This window comes from Priestia sp. YIM B13490, assembly GCF_042787735.1.
Taxonomy (GTDB): Bacteria; Bacillota; Bacilli; order Bacillales; family Bacillaceae_H; genus Priestia; species Priestia megaterium.
This window is the reverse complement of record NZ_JBHZOT010000003.1, coordinates 167,887-186,816: the sequence shown is the minus strand read 5'-3', so window position 1 is coordinate 186,816 and position 18,930 is coordinate 167,887. Positions and strand designations below refer to the sequence as shown.

The following is an 18,930-nucleotide window of genomic DNA, read 5'->3' as shown; positions in this document are numbered from 1 at the left end:
TCTCTTTTCTCTTATGAAAACGGATGTTCACTTAATTGAAGGGCAACTGCTAAACGACCTTCAAAGTCATGCCCAGCTAGAAGAAGTCGGCCTTCTTCATCAATTTCCCAATCTGTTAATCCCTCTGCATAAATCCATCCTAAATCAATTTGAAGACCTACACGATAAGGACCTTCTCCAGTTATCTTTCCGTTTGAAATAGTGACTTTACCATTGCGAATAAAAGCCCCAACTGTCATTACTTTTTCATTTACGTGTGAAGCATATGCACCGTTTGTCGTTTCAAGGTGTACATATACGTCTTTATTTAAAAATGTTTGTATTTTTTTTTGGACTGTTTCTTTATGAATTGGTTGCACGCTTGTTACTCCTTTCTCATGTTCATAAATTGTATTGTACTAAAAATCATGAGCGAATCCTAATGTTTAGTTCTAGACTTTGAATTTCTTTATTCCATCGTTCATAATCATACATAAATGTTAAATATTCCCAATTTAACATACTGATTTCTTGAATGTCTATAATAATCTCAGCAAGTTCACGACTAAGCATACCTAGTTCTTTTCCTTCGGCCAGCTTTTTTTTGTAACGATTAAAAGCTGGATCTAATTGTTCAATTTGTGCATAAATTTCATGGATAGAGCCATATTGTTGAATAAGAGGCAGTGCGGCTTTTTCTCCTACACCAGGAACACCCGGAATATTGTCCGATTTGTCACCAAGCAATGCTTTTACGTCCACCCATTGACGAGGATGAATATTGTATTCTTCTTGAAAGTGCTTGAAGCCATAAACAAGATCGCCAACCTGCTTTTTGGCAATAATTTGCGAAATATGTTGATCTAGGAGCTGAAGCAAGTCTCGGTCATTGCTATAGATGTACCCTGGACTTTGCTTTTCCTTGCTCCACTTGCTTACAAGTGCTCCAATTAAATCATCTGCTTCATAAGAAGACAATGACATTTGATAAATGCCTACTGTGTCAAAAAATTGTTTTAACGTTTCATACTGCTGAATCAGCGGCTCAGGCAGCTCTGCTCTTGTTTGCTTATATAGGGCGTATGTATCTTTACGTTTTGTATCCTCACGCTTAACATCCCAAGCGACGAAAATATGGCTTGGCTCATATTGGTGAATCAATGCATGCATTTTTTGAATCGTTACTCTCAGGGCATTCGTAAATTGGCCCTTACTATTTCTTGTCAACGCTGCTTCATCTCTGCCATAAGAAGTAGCAAAATAACAGCGGCTTAATAAATTAAATCCATCAATTACTAATAGTGTTTCGTTCACATAGTCACGTCCTTTGAAAACTTTGCTCCTTTAGCTTTTAGAGCACACATACTATAGCACTTGTTCTTTGCACGCGTCAATGAAGCGTACAAAGCTCAAAACACGCCCATTTTTTTCTCCCAATGTAAATGTAGTATAAAGATGTTAAATTGTTGTTATGATTTATTCGTTTGGCTTTTAGAACTTTTGACTATCCTATAAAATGAGGATGAAAGATCAATCCTACAAATGAAGGTGAAAAAAGTGAATAAAAACACGATGATTAAAACATTAAAAGTTATATCTGTTGTGTCGCTTCTCGCTTTGTTATTTATCATTGCTTATGATCGTTCCATGTCTACATCCATGATTATTTTGTTCAGTTCGCTCATTTTCTTTGTATTTGTACTTAGCGACTTTTTTTTCGATCGCAAGCCGTGGGGATTAAAAGGCCTTCAATTATATATATCACTGATGTTATTCATCATTGCCATTTTTGAAATGCATCAAGTTGTCAGTTCACTTTGCGTTATTTCCATTATGGCTCTACCAAAAGTTATTGACGAATTAGCTTAAGTGTGAATGATAAATGATAAAATCCATGATCACAATGATCATGGATTTTATTACGTTTTGAGTAGTTTTTCAGAGATGCGAAGAGCTTCTTCTATGCCAAATTTACGCACTAAACTGATGGCTTCCTTTATTTCTCGTTTTTTCAAATCATGGGTCGGATTTAAATTTAACAACACTTGAATAACAACTAAATCCCGCATCGTAAACATCATATTCTTTTTCATATCCCGCTGAAATGTATACTGCTCTTTTAAGAGCCGGTCACTTATTGCTAACACTTTCGACTCCGGAAGATGTAGCTGCGCTCCTGCTTCTTGACAAGACCACAATTTTTTCACTCGATCTTCAGCATTCATATTTGCGACTCGTGCATATGTAATATCGCTGTTTTCTTGACGAATCTCTATCTCTTTTAACGTTGGCTTTAGCACCGTTTTTCGCTTGGAGACTTTTTTCTTATCAACTCCTGTATCCCTGAGGACCCTGCCGTGAACGGTGTAAATGTCGTATTCATTTTCTCTTTTTACATCTTGTTTATTGTATTTTGGAAAATAACCATTTACAAGCATCGTTCTCAGCATATCTAATTCTTTTTTTAATCCATGCACTTCAATATATCCAACAGCACAAATTTCTTTGTGGAATTTTTTTGTGTTGCTAACGCCTTTTCCTGCAACGTGAGCTCTTACTCTTTCTAATAGAGAGCCCGTCGTTGCTCCGATATACAAAAGCCTGCCCGGTTTATCAAAGAAAAAATAAATGCCGGGAGCGGAAGGCAATTGTCCTATTTCTGCTGTACTTAGCAGCTTCTGCAGTACCTGCATGACTGCTAAATCAATTTTCGCTGTCATTATTTTTGATAACCTTTTAACATTTCTTCATACACTTTTAGATGCGTATACACAGTTTGAAGAAGCGGTACGTGTATAGACGACTTTTCAGCTAATGTCAGCAAATATCCTTGAAGGTGGTCTCCTTCAATTTGAAAACTTTTTTCCATATCACGCTGCATCGATGACTTCATGTCATACGTCATTTTGTCCATCGTATTCATATGCTGTTCAATAATCCCTTCAGCTAATGGTGCATCGTATGCCATCATAATATTTTCAACTTCTTTAAAAAGCTCTTGTACGAATTGACGCCCTCCTTTTGCCGCTAGCACTGGGCCAACAGGTGCGCGCATAAGAGTGGTCATGCCTGACATAACCGTAATAAATAAATACTTATGCCACATATCCTGTTCAATATATGAACTTTTTACAAACGAAGCTTTTGTACCACTGAACGCTTGCTCAATCAGTTGTAATCTTTCTGTTTCCTTCTGCTTAAATTCACCAAATACAAGTCTGTGAGCAGGACTCGTCTGGACGACATCTCCATCTTTGTTTAAAGTTGTTTCAATAAAGCATAGTCCTCCAATGACTTTTTCTTCCCCAAAAGCTTCTTGTAAAGGACCCACGTGAGCCATACCGTTTAGCAAAGGTACGACAACTGTCTGATTCCCCACAAAAGGACGCACATCCTCAATTGCCTGTTTAAGATGATAAGCCTTAGTTGTGAACAAAATAACATCATAAGGCTCTTTCATCTCAGATTTTGTAATAGCTTGTACAGGTGAAGTGAAGTCACCGTGTATGCTCTTGATAACAAGTCCATTTTGTTCCAGCTCTTTTTTTCTGCGATCTCTGACAAGAAAAGTCACATCCTCTCCTTTTTCCACAAGCCTGCCTCCAAAGTAACCTCCAACGCCGCCTGCGCCTAAAACTAATATTCGCATAACTTTTGCTCCCCTTTTTCTTTTTCTTTTATTGTAGCACAGCTAGTTTGAAATTTTATAATATTCTTATTTCATTGTATTTTGAGTTTTTTACAAAAGATAGCCATAGTGCTTTTAAAGTTGTTATAATGAATACAAAAAAAGCATAAAAATTTACGCTTAGACATTTATCCCCTCTTGGATATACTATTTACCAATCCGCAATCGGAAAAGTTTCGATTTAAACAATGTTATTTACATAGGAGAGACTGAAATGAAAACAGAAATCTACATTTTATCTGGATTTTTAGGCAGCGGAAAAACAACGTTGCTTAAACAGCTGCTTCAGCAAGAAAAAGATCGTAATCGCAACATTGCTGTTGTGATGAATGAGCTTGGCCAAGTTTCGATTGACTCAAATGAAGTAGAAAAAGACACGCCGTTAAAAGAATTGCTAAACGGCTGCGTGTGCTGTACGATTCAAGGTCAATTTGAAACTCAGCTTCATTCACTTCTACAGGAGAACACATTGGATGCTATCTATATAGAAACAACCGGAGTTGCACATCCCATTGAAGTGTTGGATGCCTGTATGTCTCCTCTTTTTGCGCATCAAGTCACGATTAAAAGTATTATCACCACACTCGATGCAACAAGGTGGAAAGAACGTGGGTCCTTAAGCATTCAACTTCAAAAACTTCTTCAAGAACAAGTAAAACATGGAGATGTAATTTTATTAAATAAAACGGACATGCTGTCTGAGGCAGAAAAGTCTTCCCTGCTTTTTGAGGTTCAATCAATTAACGCTCGTGCAATAACATTATTAACAACATTTTCCCGCGTGAAGCTTGACCTGATTCAAAGAGCTCAGCTGTCTCAAAAACAGCCGCACCATAAGGCTCATGTTGAAGATCATCTTCATTTGAAAACATTTGTATATGAGTTTACAAAAAAAGTGGATCTTGAATTATTTGAAAATTGGCTGCGCCAAATGCCAGATACCATCTATCGTATTAAAGGCTATATGCGCTTTACTCATTCGGATGATACGTATTCGTTTCAATATTCATACGGCATGCCTCTATATATGAAAGAAATGATGAAGCTGCCCACCACTCTTGTCTTTATAGGGGAAAACCTCAACCACATTAAGATGAAACAAGAATTATTTAATCTTGAACAGCAGTCCAATTAAAAATCCCGCCTAGAGCGGGATTTTTTTATTACTTATAAACAGGCATTTTGTACTCTGCGCAAAATTTCATATGCACGATTTCCGGCTAACTCTGTCAACTCTTCAAATTTTTCATCTCTTTTCAAATCAAGTTCAATAATTTCTTTTGCCAGCTCAATAATCTCTTCTTTTTTCAATTGTTGCACAGCCATTTAAAACGCCCTTCCCTTTTAGAATTTATGTATATTCTCACATTTGTTTTCTATTCATCATTTTGAAAGCAAGTGATTAACCACAAGGCTTTATCCTGTATGGTTAACCACTTGGGATCGAGTTAATCATTAGTTTATAGGACTCTTTTCCCTATTTCATTATTTATGTCACTTTTTCTCACATAGTAATTCAAAAATATAACATATATATGTTAGAATGTATTACATGTTATAATTTTTTGTATTTTTTTCCTTTATGATAATAACATACTACTACGTACTCAGGGGTGAGGGAGATTGTCTACGAATGAAGCGTCATATCGAGATAAAAAAGTCATGTCTATTGGGATTGTAAAAGAATTAACCGGTTTATCAGAAAGGCAAATTCGCTACTACGAGAAAAGAAGCCTGCTCTTTCCGGACCGAACCAATACGGGTATCCGGAAATATTCGTTTTCAGACGTCGAACGATTAATGGATATTGCCGATCGCATAGAAGAAGGAGTTCAAACGAGTGAAATACGCACAGAATTGGCCAAAAAAGATGAAGCGAGAAAAATGAAAGAAGTAAAAAACCAAATGCTTCAAGGTCAGTTGAACGCTCATTTCAAGCGGAAGCTATAAAGTATACATACGGTGACTTTCCCGTCTCCGTTTTTATTTCTTTACGGCAGACAAAAAAGCGCATATCTAAAGATATCCGCTTTTTTGTCCGTTAAGCTGAGCGCCCTTTAAAAAATTTCGGCTGATGAGAATTCATGAACTTAGTTTTAGATAAAATGAACATAACCGATCCGCCCCAAATGAACAAAAAGGCAATCATCTCTACGCTAGAAAACGGTTCATGATACACGAATACCCCTAATAAAAGCGTCATGGTAGGAGCAATGTACTGTAAAAAACCGACCATCGATAGCGGAATAAGAGGGGCCCCTTTAGCGAAATATAGTAGTGGCATAGCTGTAGCAACACCGCCTCCAATTAAAAGAGCACTCAGATCAAGCGATTGAAGAGAAAAACTTGAAGATCCTTTCACTAAAAGAAAAATAAAATAAATAACTGCAATAGGTGCAACCATCATCGTTTCAATCGTTAATCCTACTTTTGCTTCTAATTGAATAGTCTTTTTTACAAGTCCGTACAAACCAAAGCTAAACGCTAAGCTTAATGATACCCATGGGATATGCCCGTATGTAACTGTCATAACGATAACACCTATAGCAGCTAATCCAACAGAAGCACCCTGCCAAAAATTAAGCTTCTCTTTTAAAACGACTATACCAAGTAAAATACTAACGAGCGGGTTGATGTAGTAACCTAAACTTGTTTCAATAATATGATTATGGTTAACCGCCCAAATGTAAACGAACCAGTTGATGCTGATCAGCACTGAAGCCACAAATAAAATGACCGCTTGTTTCGTATTACGAAATAATAAACCAAGCGTCTTTTTTAAAGCACTCATTTGCTTTGTCACAAGCAAAAGTAAAAGCATAAAAACAAATGACCATATGACACGGTGAGCGAGTATTTCATTCGCATTCACCTCGCCAAGAAGCTTCCAGTAAAGCGGAAAAAGCCCCCACATAACGTAAGCGCTGGCTGTATAAACAATACCTGCTCGTTTAGAATCTTGATTCATTTCTCAACCTCTTTTCTTTATCTCTCTGTCTCTTATCATTATAGATGCATTTACCTCTTTTTTATAGCTTTATTTTACCTATCGAAATAACTCATAAAAAAAACGATCGCTTTTAGCTCGACCGTTTTTTATACCTTATTTTTTAGGCTGTTTAAATACTTTGGCACTGCGAATATACTCTACATCTTGTACATTTTCTCGCGCGTTAGCGATTCGAGCCGCAGCAAAGAAATAATCGGATAAACGATTTAAATACTGAAGCACCGCCGCATTAATTTTATACTCACGCTGCACGCCAACAACAAGCCGTTCTGCGCGGCGTGTAATCGTCCGGCAAATATGAAGCGTTGTCGCTGCAGGTGTGCCTCCAGGTAAAATAAAACGCTCAATGGCCGGCGCCTCTGACATATAGACATCAATGCGCTTTTCAAGTACTGATATCATGTCGTTTGTTACTTTGTACGGATGATCATCTTTTGCAAATGCTAAATCACTTCCACAGTCAAAAAGCTCATGTTGAATCGTAATTAGCTCTTCTTTTACATCTTTTAATGTTGTTTCATCCAGCTGATAAATCGCTTGACCTACAAAGCCATTTAGCTCATCAATCGTACCGTATGCTTCCACTCGAATATCATCTTTATTTACTCGTCCTCCAATTAAGCTTGTCTGCCCTTTGTCCCCTGTTTTTGTGTAAATGTTCATTGTATTTCCTCCTTCAATCGATTAGCAATTCCGTACCAAATGTGATCTACTTTCCGGGCATGTGCCGCTAAATGCTGATACGCATACCCGCATTCATCTCTCCACTGCCGTTCTGTTGGATCTAAAGGAACAATCCCTTTGCCGACTTCAGTTCCAATCACTATTAACTTTTCCCATACACCGCTGTCTCTCCACTTCTGTATTAACTTTTTAACAACAAGGTGCGGAGACTCCAGCTCGCTATGTATTAATTCCTTAACATAGTGCTCAAATCCTTCTAGCACTATGTAACTTTCTTCGAACTCAAGCGCTGGTAAAACAGGGTCTTCATACAAACAATGCCATTTTACCGACTCACTGGCATAATGCTGCTTCACCCATTTTCTTTTGCCGGTAAATGCACCGCCGAATACGAAATGCATGCTCTTCTCTCCTTTGCCTGTTTGTATGTACACGCTACTGAAAAACCTTCTCCATAAGAAAAAGAAACATCCCAAAGCGACGCTGTCTGTTTAAAATGAGATGCAAGTAAACGCAGTGGTCCGCCGTGCGAAACAATAGCAATGTGACGCAATTGCTGACTGGCCGCCAAATCGACCGCTTCTTCCCACGCTGCCCAAACTCGGTTTGAAAAGCTTGAGAAGCTTTCACCATTCGGAGGCGTATGTTCTGTCCAGTGATCAATCCAATTTCTATACGCCCGTATGTTTTTTAAATCTTCATACGTCTTCTCTTCCCAATCTCCAAAATGCAGTTCACGCCAATTTTTACTTTTAACCACCTGAGATTTTGGAAAAACAACTGCACTTGTTTCTAGCGCTCTTTTTAAGTCACTGGAAATAACGAGCTGAGGTTCTAGAAAAAGCTCTTTCAATTCATTTTTCCCTTCTATACTTAAAGGCGGATCACTCCACCCTATATATTTTTTCTGTTGATTTTCAAGCGTCATGCCGTGACGAATACATGTGATAACCAAAGAATTATCCATAAAAATGTTTCTCCTCCTTCAATGGTTGCCCCTATAACATCTCCTGTTACGCCACCAAACTGCGAACGATAAAATCGTATCCAGAGCCATAAAAAACCGGCAAAGAAAAGAATAATGAATTTATTGTCCATAAAAATAACGAAAATAGCAACTAAGAATAGGCTCATAATGATAAATCCGTAAATAGACCGTTTGGTGACTCCTTGTTGAAAATAAGCAGCCAGACCCGTATCTTTAGCGGGCTTATCTCTCATCAATAAAAAGGCTGCTCCAATTCTTGGAAGGGTAAAGACAATTAAGCATGCCCAAATTGATAAAGAAGAAAGAGACACTAATTCATAGATCGCACTAAAACGCAGCAGCAGCAGAACCATAAGAGAAAGAATAGCAAAAGACCCAACGTGCGGATCACTTAAAATCTGCAGTTTTTTTTCCTTTGACTGATGAGAAAAATAGGCATCGCTTACGTCCATCCAGCCGTCTAAATGAAGGCCACCCGTTAAGATAAGCGGTAAAAGCAAAACTAAAATACTATCAACAATCGTAGTGATAGGTGAAGATTGAAGCAGCTGTAAAAAGCTATAAAACATCAAGCCTAGTAACATACCAATCCAAGGCAGCACAAAAAGTGAGCGTGCCGTTCTTTTTTCAGTCCATTGAACGGTTTTAGCCAGTGGTAAGATCGTAAAAAACTGGAGAGAAATTCGTAGTATGGCTATCCATTCTTTCATATATCTATACATTCCTTTCCTTTTTTAAAACGATAGATTCCCGCTTCTACACAAATAGCCACATCTGCTTTTTCTACAATATACTGATGTAATTTCCCTAACATCTTCATATAGCTATATGTGGGCTCTTCTAACACGCCCGCTTCAAACAGTTCATTAGATACTAGCACAACCGTCTGAGACTGCGCAAACAGCTTATCGAGCGTTTCTGTCATATGACGAAAAACCGCTTGTTTCCCTTCTTTTGTTTGCCACCTTTTTTCTGTTGAAAAAAGCTCATTGGCAAGCCAGTTCGTGACACAATCCAAAAGTATAGCATCATCACTTTGAAGATTTGGCAGAATTTGTTGTAAATCTACAGACTGCTCGATCGTTACCCAAGGCGTGTTCGCTGCTTGGCGTTCTTTTTGATGAAGCTGGATGCGTTTTTGCATTTCCTTATCTGTTTGCCTGCTTGTGGCAATATAAACAGCGCGCTTTGTACAAAAAGTTTGAACCATGTTCTCCGCTGCACTTGATTTTCCGCTTCGAACGCCTCCGCTAATAAAGATGATCATATTTCATCAAGTCCTTGTTTGATTACGTTAAGTAAATAGTCATTTTCTTCTTTCGTTTTCACAGCCAAACGGATATAGCGTCCATTTAAAAATGGAAAGTTTTCAGTATGACGAGCTACCACGCCATGGCTTGCTAAATAGACAAGCCATTCGCGCGTTTTAATAGAAGACGGAACGCTGCAAAGATAATAGTTTGTTTGAGAAGGAGAAACCAAAAGCCCCCATTCCTTTAGTTGACTCAAGATTCGTTCCCGTTCTTGTTTAATATAATGTACGGTTTCTTTTACAAAATCTTTTTCATCCACACATATCATGCCTATTTGCTGCGACAAGCCATTTACACTCCAAGGAGGCTGCTTTTTAGCCATCTTGCTAATGATTTTTTCATTTGCCAAAATATAGCCAAGACGAAGCCCGGCAATATTAAACATCTTTGTCATGGAACGCACAACAATGATATGCTCATAATCCAGAATAAGAGAATCAAATGAAGGCTGATGTTCGACAAAATCAATAAATGCCTCATCAATCATTAAGTATGTACCATGATGAGCAGCAGCTTTTACTACTTTCATCCATTCCTCATGACTATACATAACGCCCGTTGGATTATTTGGATGACAAATCCACAGTACTTTTATGTCCGGAAGAATGCTCATAATCAACTCTATATCCCAGCTCCAGCCATTTTCTTCAGATAAAGGAACGTATGTCACTTCACATCCATAAGCTTTACTTGCCTGTTCATATTCAACGAAAGTCGGCTGTACAATCCCTGCTTTCTCTCCTGAAAATAACGAAGCAATAAGGAAAAACGCTTCAGCGGCGCCATTTGTAGGCAGCACTTGAGCACCTGAAACATGATGATGAGCTGCAAGTTTATTTTTCAGCTCCGTTACTTGAGGGTCAGGATAACTAAACGCTGCACCCTTGAATTCGTTCCACTTTTCGTGAAGCACAAGGGGAGCCCCTAAAGGATTTGTATTCACGCTAAAGTCTTTTATATGCGACAAATTCTCGGCCCCTATTGCTTTTAAAAAGACATTAGGATTAGCTCCATGTGTAGGTAATAGCACTAATAACTCCTCCTAACAAAAGATATAATAACCACGTAGCATAGACCGTCCTTTTCATAATGAAAACAGCTTGTTCAATATGACCGGCTTGCAGAGGAATGAGTGGTTCACCCATTTTTGCACGATTAGATTCTATGCCTTTATATGTATTAAGCCCGCCGAGTTGAATACCTAACAGAGCAGCCACTGCGCTTTCCCCGTATCCGCTATTTGGGCTAGGATGCTTCTTAGCATCACGCTTAATCAAACTCGTTACATGCCCAAGAGAATACTGGCTTTTTGCTACATTAACAGCCGTCATCACCACTGCAGTTAACCGACTTGGAATATAGTTTAATACGTCATCGGTTTTTGCACTAAAGTAGCCGAACAGAAAGTAGCGGTCATTTTTGTACCCAACCATCGAATCACATGTGTTAATAGCTCGGTAAAAAAAGGCTAGGGCTCCTCCTCCTATAAATGCATAAAAAAGCGGAGCTGTAATACCATCACTTGTATTTTCAGCCACGGTCTCTACCGTCGCTCTGGCAATTTCTCCTTCTGACAAACGATCTGTATCTCGTCCCACAATCATACTTACTTCATATCTAGCTTTCTCCATATCTCCTAGCTGAAGCGGCTTTTGTACCTTATAAGCAGCTTCGCTTAAAGAACGAGTGGATATAGTAGTCGCAATCATTACGCTCTCTACTAAAACACCTGCTATAAAATGAACTCCGTACAAAGCATGGAGGAACAAAAAGGGAACAACTCCTGCGAGCACAGCCATACTTATCACAAGAAGTAATCCTTTGAATCGTTTTCCTGCACCTTTATTTAATCTAGAATCTATCCAATAAATCCATTTGCCAAACCAGCGAACGGGATGCGGCCAATTTTCGGGATCGCCTATAATTCGGTCAATTAGTAAAGCAATCGTCATGGCCGTCATGTGTGCAATTATCGCTTGTGTAATACTCATTTCTTCACCTCTTTCCCTTAAGTCCCTGCTCTAAGCTTATTTTCACCAGCTTGGCTACCGCTTGCCCTAAAGCGGTCATAGAGCCTGCATATTCATATAATGATCCTTGCTGAGACGCTGCAACTGAGATGCTGTCCGTAGATGTTCCCGTAGCAATCGTCTTTGTAGCCGGATCTATGACACCCAGCTGTGACAGCGTTTTTGTTTTAGCTTCTGTGGCCGCAATAAAAAGCTGTAAAAACGCTGCATCCGTAAGCGTACCTTCCACGAAAAAAAACATATTAATTGTACCAGGAGAGGAATAGAACGGGACAGCTTCGTCAGCTGTAATATCTACTGCGTTTCCTATTCCAGCCGTTATCACGGAAGCTACTCTTACTCCGTAGCCTTCATAACAGTAAACCGCTCTTTCTTTTAACCACACGGCTGTCATCAACCCTACGATTTGCTCATGGCGCACATTTTCTTTCATCAAATATTGCTCATACTCCAAAGAAGGAGTATCTGAATAATAGTCTTTGTGAACAAATCGATTGTAAAAGGTGTCCGTTTCCGTAATGCCTGTTCCTAAAACCCCTGAGCTGTATGTTTTATAAGAAGTCTCGGTTTTCATGATTAAAAGCTCAGGCCTTTCTTCAATTTTAAGATGTGAAAAGGGACCAATCCCCTTTTCAATTCGAACTGGAATATGGTCCCTCTTCTTATTTATTGTACACCTCAGGGTATACTGCTTTTGCTAAGTCCTCTAAGCCATCTACAATACGAGGTCCTAAGCGATTGATTTTGTTTTGATCAACCTTCTCGATGTTACCCTCTTTTACAGCAGTCATGCTGCTCCAAGCGGGACGCTTCATAATCTCATTTTTGTCTGCATCATACGTTGCGATAATAACGTCAGGGTTTAACTTAACAACTTGCTCTTCAGAAAACTTAACCCAACCCTTTTCACTAGCTGCTACGTTATCAGCACCGATCATAGTAAGCATTTCGTTCATGAACGTACCTTTTCCTGTTGTATAAATCTCAGGAGCTCCTGATACCTCTATCCATACTTTTTTACGATCTTCTTTTGAAATCGTTTTTGCTTTTTTCTCAATTGAAGCTACTTTTTCTTTCATGTCTTTAATTGTTTGATTAGCTTCTTTTGTTTTACCTGTTAATTTACCGATTTGCGTAATAGAATCATAAACCGTATCAAACGTTGTTGAATCTTTTACAACAAATACCGGAATACCCGCACTTTCAATTTGTTTAAATACTTCATCCGAAACGCCCATACTTGAAGCGTGTGCCAGCACTAAATCAGGATTTAAAGCAATAACTTTTTCCGCATTAACGTTCATATCTCCTACCTGCGCTTTTTTCTTTACGCTTTTAGGATAATCATCGTTGCTTGTAACACCGACTAATTCTTTTTCAAGGCCAAGGGCATATACAATCTCCGTATTACTTGGCATTAAGGAAACAATTTTCTTAGGCTGTTTTTTCAACGTAATTTCTTTATCACGCGCGTCTTTTACCTTCACTGGAAATGCAGCTTGTGACGTTTGTGCCGTATCTTGCTTCGTTTTTTTATCACTGTTGCTTTGGCTGCCTGCACCGCATGCAGCAAGTACGATGACTAACAGTGCAATAATGGAATACGAAAGCCATTTTTTCATCTAAATACTCCCCCTATATATTGTTCATTGTGAATACGAAACCTCCACGTTAAAGAAAAAGCAAATGATCATGCAAAAAGCAGCGCTATCCCGTTTTTCCGCTTTGACTATGTATACTGCTCGCCGGCAGCTTCAAAATAAAAAAGCTTTACTTTCAATTGAAAGCAAAGCAGGTAACGTCAAGATAAGCAGGAAAAGAATCCGTTCACTATACTTGATATGTATGTTCATTACCCTGCTTCACCCTTCCTCGAAGGTTTCACAGCTAACAATAAGGCAGGTCTCCTGACTTACGCACAAAGCGCTTACAGTGGCGGGACCGCGCTGGTTTTTCACCAGACTTCCCTTTTCACTCAATCTTTAAATTGAGACCTTATTGCTTTACGATTATTCACTTGTCCTAGTATACCCCACTCATGGAAAAATGGAAATAGCCATTCTCACAAAAAAAAGCTGCGAGAATGCTCTCGCAGCTTAAGGGATTAAAGAGTTGCTAAAAATTCACGGACCGCTTCAGGCGTTTTAGCATTTGCACTGTGCAAGTGTGCAATTTTTTCACCGTTTTTATATACAAGAAGAGAAGGAATACCCATTACATTGTTTTCAGCAGAAAGTTCTTCAAACTCATCCTTGTCAATTTTAAACCATGCTTTATCTGTATTTTCATCAACGATTTCATCAATGAACATATCCAAACGTTTGCAATCAGGACACCACGTTGTCGTAAAAATCCCAACGCTTAGTGTTTCGTTCTTAATTTGTTCGCGAAATTGTTTTTCTTCCGTAAATTGTTTCATTGTGTTACCTCCAGCATCTATTCGTTCCTTCTCACTATTCTATGGTAAGAAGTCTGACTTCATTATAAACGATTTTTTTATCGTTGTGCTAATGTTTCAGCTTATTTAGACCCTAACGGTTTTAGACGTAAAAAAATGCTAGCTTAAAAAAGCTAACATTTCGAAATCGCAGAATGTTGTGTCTATTATCAGCTAAACCATTTAGGCGGCATGTTTCGGTTCCAATAAATTTTCCCTAAATCATAATGCTTCTGAAAATTATCTGCAGCCGCATGATAGTGAAAATTAAACCAGTATCCATCTTTTGGAGGATTTTCACGCCGTACATGAAATCGTATTAAGTCCTGACCGGTTTCCCGGTCATATACATGGAAAATCTTTTCACCGTAGCCAGCAGCAGGATGCTCGCTTATCTCGAGATTCTGAATTGACTGTTCACGTTCAGTGCCAATGTCGGTCAGCACTTCTTCAATTTTAGGTAACACTGCTTGACGAAATTCATCTTCAATGACAGGTCCAATTTTTGTTCCGAATTTTTCCACTGACTGTTTTTCAGCTGATTCCATTGCATACGTAACAAATGATGAAACGTCTTCATATTTTGGTTCTTCATATGGCAAATGAATATCTTCTATAACAGCTGTGACAGGAGTTGTTTCTCTTACATACCCTGCTTTATGTTGCTTGTCCGCTTTTGCATCATCAACGTATAAATATTCTGGTGGAGTGACAAGCCCAAATGTAAATACTGTAATAAATACAACTAGCATTCTTTTTATCCATCTAGGCATTCGTATCTTTCCTTTCTCATCTTTTCCCATATGGTCTTTTCATATCGTAAAATTCATTGTTATAACTCACTAGGTATTGTAACATACTTATTAATTTTTTACCTATATTTGCTTATTCATTTATGCTGCCTACGGGCATTCGAAGACTTTTTAGTTAGCACCTTCCTTCTTCTGTTTGAGGTTGTCACACCGAGCGGAAACCTATACAAGATATTCCTTTTTTGCTGGATGCTTAAACACAAAAGTATTTTTATGTTCAAAAATATATCATACTTTTATGAACTTTAGATGAAATTCATAAAAAAAACTTCCAAAACTTTTTAATTCCTAAAAGGTTTTGGAAGTCTTTTCAATGATCAGGATTCGTTTTACTTTTTTGTTTATTATTGTATATCAATTGTCCCATAATGAAATTTTGATGTTTTTCGTTTTTGTACGATAAATCCATGTTCTTCAAAACGACTGCTTTTCCAATGATCTTTTAGCACGATCTTTTGTTTGGCTACTCTTTTTGCTTCTTGTATAGCCATTGGCGTTAGCGTAGTATACAGTGCTATTGCTTTAATACCGTTAATTCCATTCGATTCATCAATTTGCTCTTGAAACATAGGATCAAAGTAGACAACATCAAAAGAATTATCTTCACAACACGCCAAAAACGATTCGAAATTTTGATGAACCACGTTTATACGCTTCATTGCATCGTTCAACTCTTGTACGTCACTTTCCCAATTTAAAAGTCCTTGTTTGACTAAATAAGCTACATAGCGGTTGCCTTCTAGTCCGACAACTTTCCCGCTTTTCCCTACCGCTGCGCTCGCCATCATACTATCCGATGCAAGACCAAGTGTACAGTCAAGCACGCTCATTCCTTTTTCCAAACTAGCAGCTTCAATAAACGGATCAGGTTCTCCTCGCAGCCATCTCTTCACTCTAAACATAGCGGAATTTGGATGAAAAAAAATAGGTTCCTCTTCATTTTGGACATGCAATTCTACTCTATTCTTACCGACAACCAGCACGTCTGCAGCTTGAAGATTCTGAAGATCTGCAACGGATTTCTTCTCTCTTACTACAAAAGGTATACTTAAATCAGCGGCTACTTGTTTGGCTTTTACAATCATCTGTTCATTTGTTCGACCAGCAGTCGTAACAATCACTTTCATAACTCCCCCTACACTGTTTGGCTATTTACATAAAGAAAAAGGATGCCGATAGACATCCTTTTTCTTATAAAGTATATGCGATTTTTCTCTAAAAATCTATATACTAGATGTGACAAAAGCAGGACATTTTATGAACAGTGCTGCTTAAAGCCATTTAAAATGTTTTCAAAAATAACTTCTAAAGGCTGACCTTCAATTTCATGTCGAGGAATAAAATGAACGACTTCTTTTCCTTTTAAAAGCGCCATAGACGGTGATGAAGGCTCAATGTCACCAAAATATTCACGCATTTTAGCTGTTGCTTCCTTATCTTGGCCGGCAAAAACAGTTACCACTTGATCTGGTTTTTGCTCAGACTGTAAGTACGCTTGCGTTGCTGCAGGACGTGCTAAACCGGCAGCGCATCCACAAACTGAATTAACGACAACAAAAGTTGTTCCTTCTACGTTTTCCATAAAATCAACTACGGCTTCCTCTGTTGTTAATTCTTCATAACCAGCTTGAGTTAATTCTTGACGCATTGGTTTAACTAACTGACGCATATATTCTTCATATGCCATTGACATATTAACATTCCTCCTAACAATCATTCACGCTAAAAGCATACTATAAAAACCAGGAAAAATCTAGCTACTCACTCTTCAAATCCTTATCGTTGTCCCATTCTTCTTCTCCATTTGACAAAAAGAAGATTAAAACCGGGTCATATCATCTAATTTTTTCCTATAAAAATGTCGATTTTTACTATTAATATTCCATTTTTTGTACTATAGTAGTAAATAGTAATTTAGTAGAAAGGATTTTCAAATTGAACCAGCGATTTAAACCGAACAAACGATTTAAGCCAAACAAACGATTTTATGCATTTTTGTCTTTAGTGTTAGTGATCGTCGCTTCTTTGTTTTTTATTACAGAAGTCAAAGGAAGTGAATCCGCTGCATCTCAGCAAGTATTAGCATCTACTGCGTTACCGCTGAAAGAAACTGCATCTTCAGCACAGCCTGAGAAGCTGCTTAATACACTTCATCATAATATGTATGTAGTAAATACGGTGAACGATCAAAATCAAGCTCTTACACAGCCTGTTTACCTTACGTTTGACGATGGCCCAACACCTGATACTCTTCATATTTTAGATGCTTTGCGTCAATATAACGTAAAAGCAACTTTTTTTATGTTAAAGCATCAAATTGACGCTCATCCTGAAATTGCTAAAAAAGTAGCACAGGAAGGACATGCCATCGGCTGTCACGGCGTCTCTCATGATATTGATGTCATGTATAGTGAAGACGGCGCCGCGTTAAAAGAAATGCAGGAGTGTCAAGCGACAGTTAAGAAAGTAACCGGGGTTGACAGTAAGTTAATCCGCGTTCCTTACGGCAGCGTTCCTTATTTAAAAGAGCCCCACCGTACAGAGTTGCTAAGCCACTTTAAATTATGGGACTGGAATGTAGACAGCGAAGACTGGGCACTTCGTTCTGCACCTAGAATTATTCAGGGGCTTGAACCTCATATTCAAGGGGTTAACTCCAATGGAAGAACACCAGTCATTTTATTTCATGATAAATCCTTTACAGCACAATCCCTTCCTGCTATTTTGACTTACTTAAAGCAGTCGGGCTATCAGCCTATTAAAATTGATAACACCATGCAGCCTATGCAGTTTCCAACTCCCGCTGCAAAACAGTCGTAAAAAAAGATCATTCAAGTGAATGATCTTTTTTTTATGCTTTTCTGCTTTCTGTCATTTGTTTCCAAACAGAACCTTTTGCTTCTTCTCCGCCTTCGATACGTTCAATTGCTAGCTTGATTTGTAAATCTACCTCAAATTCTTTATCATTCTCTGCTGCTTTTAATGCAGAAAGAGCCGTCTCGTCCCCTACCTCGTATAAATACATAGCTGCACGCCAGCGAACAAGCTTGTTTTTATCACCAAGAGCTTCACACATTGCCGGAATACCCTCTTCAAAACCTAAATCTGACATGCAGTCTCCAGCAGTACGGCGCACAGTGACTGATTTATCTTTTAATGCTTTGTATAAATAAGGCAGTACCGCTTTTGATTCAATCATTCCTAAGTAGACCGTAGCTAAGCGGCGAATAGATGCTTTTTCATCATCAAGCGCTTTATTTAAAACGTCTAAATCAGCTTCTGTTGGATCCATTTGTTCTAAATGGGCATAGCGCACTGACCAATCGTTGTCTTCTAGCATTTCTTCTGTAACTTTATAGGTTTTACGCGGCTGTACAACTTTTCCGCCTTCTTTTTCTTCTTGTGCATTAGCCACAAGGCGAGTTAATCTTTCTTGCGGATATGCTGCTGCTAACTCTTCTACAACTTCGTCTCCGATAGCAGCTAACTCTCCGTAACGAACGCCTTGTTCTTTCCATTTTCGTTCTAATACCACATTATCTGAAAAACGTTGAAGTTCTGCTACCGCTTTTGCAAATCGCTCGGGCAGACCAAAGCGCTTTTCTTCATTTCCGTCCGTTAGCTTGACTTGCATCGGTACATTTTTGAACATTTGAACTGACACATTGACTTCACCAAAATGCTCATTCATTTTGTGCTGTTCACTGCTGCTTTGCAAATCTTCACCAAACGCTGCACGAACTTGCGGCAAAATTTGCTTCCAGTCATATTTGGCATTTCGCTCTACTGCTAAGAAGTCCGCTACGTGGTAGACTCCTTTTACCCCTTCTACTTTCAAGATGTCTTGAACAACTTCAGGAGCTGCTTCAGCATTTTTTTCCGTATAGTTATTGCTTTTTCCGCCTGATAGCACTTCGTCTAAATTAATTTTCATTGTATTCGGACTTGGCGTTGGCTCAATTGATTTAATGTTCATATCGTATCGTACT

At 38.5% G+C, this 18,930-nt stretch carries 24 protein-coding genes and 1 riboswitch; of the genes, 4 read left to right on the top strand and 20 right to left on the bottom strand.

All coding sequences use genetic code 11. From position 1 onward, the window contains the following. Positions 1-11: 11 nt before the first annotated feature. Together ACFX4R_RS10840 and ACFX4R_RS10835 are read right to left on the bottom strand one after the other, a co-directional pair. The gene (locus tag ACFX4R_RS10840; RefSeq protein ID WP_013056714.1) at positions 12-359 is read right to left on the bottom strand and encodes a YojF family protein; all 348 of its coding nucleotides are present in this window, start codon (positions 357-359) and stop codon (positions 12-14) included. A 46-nt stretch (positions 360-405) separates the two neighbouring features. Further along, the gene (locus ACFX4R_RS10835) at positions 406-1,293 is read right to left on the bottom strand and encodes a 5'-3' exonuclease (RefSeq protein WP_043982047.1); all 888 of its coding nucleotides are present in this window, start codon (positions 1,291-1,293) and stop codon (positions 406-408) included. Positions 1,294-1,536: 243 nt separating this feature from the next. Between ACFX4R_RS10835 and ACFX4R_RS10830 the strand changes: the two genes are divergently transcribed. Continuing rightward, on the top strand, positions 1,537-1,848 hold the full coding sequence (locus ACFX4R_RS10830; protein WP_016763842.1) for a hypothetical protein: 312 nt from the start codon (positions 1,537-1,539) through the stop codon (positions 1,846-1,848). A 50-nt stretch (positions 1,849-1,898) separates the two neighbouring features. Here ACFX4R_RS10830 and ACFX4R_RS10825 read toward each other — a convergent pair whose 3' ends face one another. Both ACFX4R_RS10825 and panE read right to left on the bottom strand, forming a co-directional pair. Beyond that, positions 1,899-2,699 (bottom strand): GIY-YIG nuclease family protein, encoded by an 801-nt coding sequence (locus ACFX4R_RS10825; protein ID WP_043982045.1) that lies wholly within the window; start codon positions 2,697-2,699, stop codon positions 1,899-1,901. Further along, positions 2,699-3,628, bottom strand: a complete 930-nt coding sequence (panE, locus tag ACFX4R_RS10820) for a 2-dehydropantoate 2-reductase (RefSeq protein ID WP_025752046.1) — start codon at positions 3,626-3,628, stop codon at positions 2,699-2,701. Before panE ends, ACFX4R_RS10825 begins: the two co-directional genes overlap by 1 nt. A gap of 253 nt (positions 3,629-3,881) precedes the next feature. Here panE and ACFX4R_RS10815 point away from each other — a divergent pair, with 253 nt between their 5' ends. Further along, positions 3,882-4,802, top strand: a complete 921-nt coding sequence (locus ACFX4R_RS10815) for a CobW family GTP-binding protein (protein WP_162214102.1) — start codon at positions 3,882-3,884, stop codon at positions 4,800-4,802. 32 nt (positions 4,803-4,834) lie between these two features. On the opposite strand, the gene ACFX4R_RS10810 is transcribed toward ACFX4R_RS10815, so the two are convergent. Next, positions 4,835-4,993 carry a hypothetical protein gene (locus ACFX4R_RS10810; RefSeq protein ID WP_013056708.1) on the bottom strand — a complete coding sequence of 53 codons (159 nt, stop codon included), beginning with the start codon at positions 4,991-4,993 and terminating at the stop codon, positions 4,835-4,837. A gap of 297 nt (positions 4,994-5,290) precedes the next feature. Between ACFX4R_RS10810 and ACFX4R_RS10805 the strand changes: the two genes are divergently transcribed. Then, positions 5,291-5,617, top strand: coding sequence for a MerR family transcriptional regulator (locus ACFX4R_RS10805; protein WP_013082852.1), 327 nt, complete (start codon positions 5,291-5,293; stop codon positions 5,615-5,617). A gap of 91 nt (positions 5,618-5,708) precedes the next feature. Here ACFX4R_RS10805 and rarD read toward each other — a convergent pair whose 3' ends face one another. The 14 genes from rarD to ACFX4R_RS10735 form a co-directional block, all read right to left on the bottom strand. Continuing rightward, a complete protein-coding gene (gene rarD, locus ACFX4R_RS10800) occupies positions 5,709-6,635 on the bottom strand; it encodes an EamA family transporter RarD (RefSeq protein ID WP_043982042.1) in 927 nt (308 codons plus the stop codon). Between the two features lie 135 nt (positions 6,636-6,770). Continuing rightward, positions 6,771-7,340, bottom strand: coding sequence for a cob(I)yrinic acid a,c-diamide adenosyltransferase (locus ACFX4R_RS10795; protein ID WP_013056705.1), 570 nt, complete (start codon positions 7,338-7,340; stop codon positions 6,771-6,773). Then, the gene (locus ACFX4R_RS10790; RefSeq protein ID WP_043982040.1) at positions 7,337-7,762 is read right to left on the bottom strand and encodes a bifunctional adenosylcobinamide kinase/adenosylcobinamide-phosphate guanylyltransferase; all 426 of its coding nucleotides are present in this window, start codon (positions 7,760-7,762) and stop codon (positions 7,337-7,339) included. The genes ACFX4R_RS10795 and ACFX4R_RS10790 overlap by 4 nt, the downstream gene beginning before the upstream one ends. Then, positions 7,714-8,328, bottom strand: coding sequence for a histidine phosphatase family protein (locus ACFX4R_RS10785; protein WP_013082848.1), 615 nt, complete (start codon positions 8,326-8,328; stop codon positions 7,714-7,716). Before ACFX4R_RS10785 ends, ACFX4R_RS10790 begins: the two co-directional genes overlap by 49 nt. Next, the gene (cobS, locus tag ACFX4R_RS10780; protein ID WP_097823626.1) at positions 8,286-9,059 is read right to left on the bottom strand and encodes an adenosylcobinamide-GDP ribazoletransferase; all 774 of its coding nucleotides are present in this window, start codon (positions 9,057-9,059) and stop codon (positions 8,286-8,288) included. Before cobS ends, ACFX4R_RS10785 begins: the two co-directional genes overlap by 43 nt. Then, positions 9,056-9,616, bottom strand: coding sequence for a bifunctional adenosylcobinamide kinase/adenosylcobinamide-phosphate guanylyltransferase (locus ACFX4R_RS10775; protein WP_377569549.1), 561 nt, complete (start codon positions 9,614-9,616; stop codon positions 9,056-9,058). Before ACFX4R_RS10775 ends, cobS begins: the two co-directional genes overlap by 4 nt. Further along, complete coding sequence (cobD, locus tag ACFX4R_RS10770; RefSeq protein ID WP_043982036.1) at positions 9,613-10,692, bottom strand: threonine-phosphate decarboxylase CobD; 1,080 nt, start codon at positions 10,690-10,692, stop codon at positions 9,613-9,615. The genes ACFX4R_RS10775 and cobD overlap by 4 nt, the downstream gene beginning before the upstream one ends. Beyond that, the gene (gene cbiB / locus ACFX4R_RS10765; RefSeq protein ID WP_043982034.1) at positions 10,667-11,653 is read right to left on the bottom strand and encodes an adenosylcobinamide-phosphate synthase CbiB; all 987 of its coding nucleotides are present in this window, start codon (positions 11,651-11,653) and stop codon (positions 10,667-10,669) included. The genes cobD and cbiB overlap by 26 nt, the downstream gene beginning before the upstream one ends. A 4-nt stretch (positions 11,654-11,657) precedes the next feature. Then, positions 11,658-12,266 (bottom strand): adenosylcobinamide amidohydrolase, encoded by a 609-nt coding sequence (locus tag ACFX4R_RS10760; protein ID WP_043982032.1) that lies wholly within the window; start codon positions 12,264-12,266, stop codon positions 11,658-11,660. 88 nt (positions 12,267-12,354) lie between these two features. Continuing rightward, positions 12,355-13,314, bottom strand: a complete 960-nt coding sequence (locus ACFX4R_RS10755) for an ABC transporter substrate-binding protein (protein ID WP_014460464.1) — start codon at positions 13,312-13,314, stop codon at positions 12,355-12,357. Between the two features lie 258 nt (positions 13,315-13,572). Beyond that, a riboswitch (cobalamin riboswitch) is annotated at positions 13,573-13,705 on the bottom strand. Between the two features lie 91 nt (positions 13,706-13,796). Further along, positions 13,797-14,111, bottom strand: coding sequence for a thioredoxin family protein (locus ACFX4R_RS10750; protein WP_013056696.1), 315 nt, complete (start codon positions 14,109-14,111; stop codon positions 13,797-13,799). Positions 14,112-14,299: 188 nt separating this feature from the next. After that, positions 14,300-14,902 (bottom strand): YpjP family protein, encoded by a 603-nt coding sequence (locus tag ACFX4R_RS10745; RefSeq protein ID WP_025752035.1) that lies wholly within the window; start codon positions 14,900-14,902, stop codon positions 14,300-14,302. A 383-nt stretch (positions 14,903-15,285) separates the two neighbouring features. Continuing rightward, positions 15,286-16,062: a class I SAM-dependent methyltransferase gene (locus tag ACFX4R_RS10740; RefSeq protein ID WP_043982628.1), complete on the bottom strand. Its 777-nt coding sequence runs from the start codon at positions 16,060-16,062 to the stop codon at positions 15,286-15,288. A 134-nt stretch (positions 16,063-16,196) separates the two neighbouring features. Then, positions 16,197-16,634, bottom strand: a complete 438-nt coding sequence (locus ACFX4R_RS10735; protein ID WP_013056693.1) for a BrxA/BrxB family bacilliredoxin — start codon at positions 16,632-16,634, stop codon at positions 16,197-16,199. 242 nt (positions 16,635-16,876) lie between these two features. Here ACFX4R_RS10735 and ACFX4R_RS10730 point away from each other — a divergent pair, with 242 nt between their 5' ends. Next, the gene (locus ACFX4R_RS10730; protein ID WP_043982030.1) at positions 16,877-17,761 is read left to right on the top strand and encodes a polysaccharide deacetylase family protein; all 885 of its coding nucleotides are present in this window, start codon (positions 16,877-16,879) and stop codon (positions 17,759-17,761) included. 31 nt (positions 17,762-17,792) lie between these two features. On the opposite strand, the gene ACFX4R_RS10725 is transcribed toward ACFX4R_RS10730, so the two are convergent. Beyond that, positions 17,793-18,917, bottom strand: coding sequence for a conserved virulence factor C family protein (locus tag ACFX4R_RS10725; RefSeq protein WP_097823632.1), 1,125 nt, complete (start codon positions 18,915-18,917; stop codon positions 17,793-17,795). Positions 18,918-18,930 lie beyond the last annotated feature (13 nt).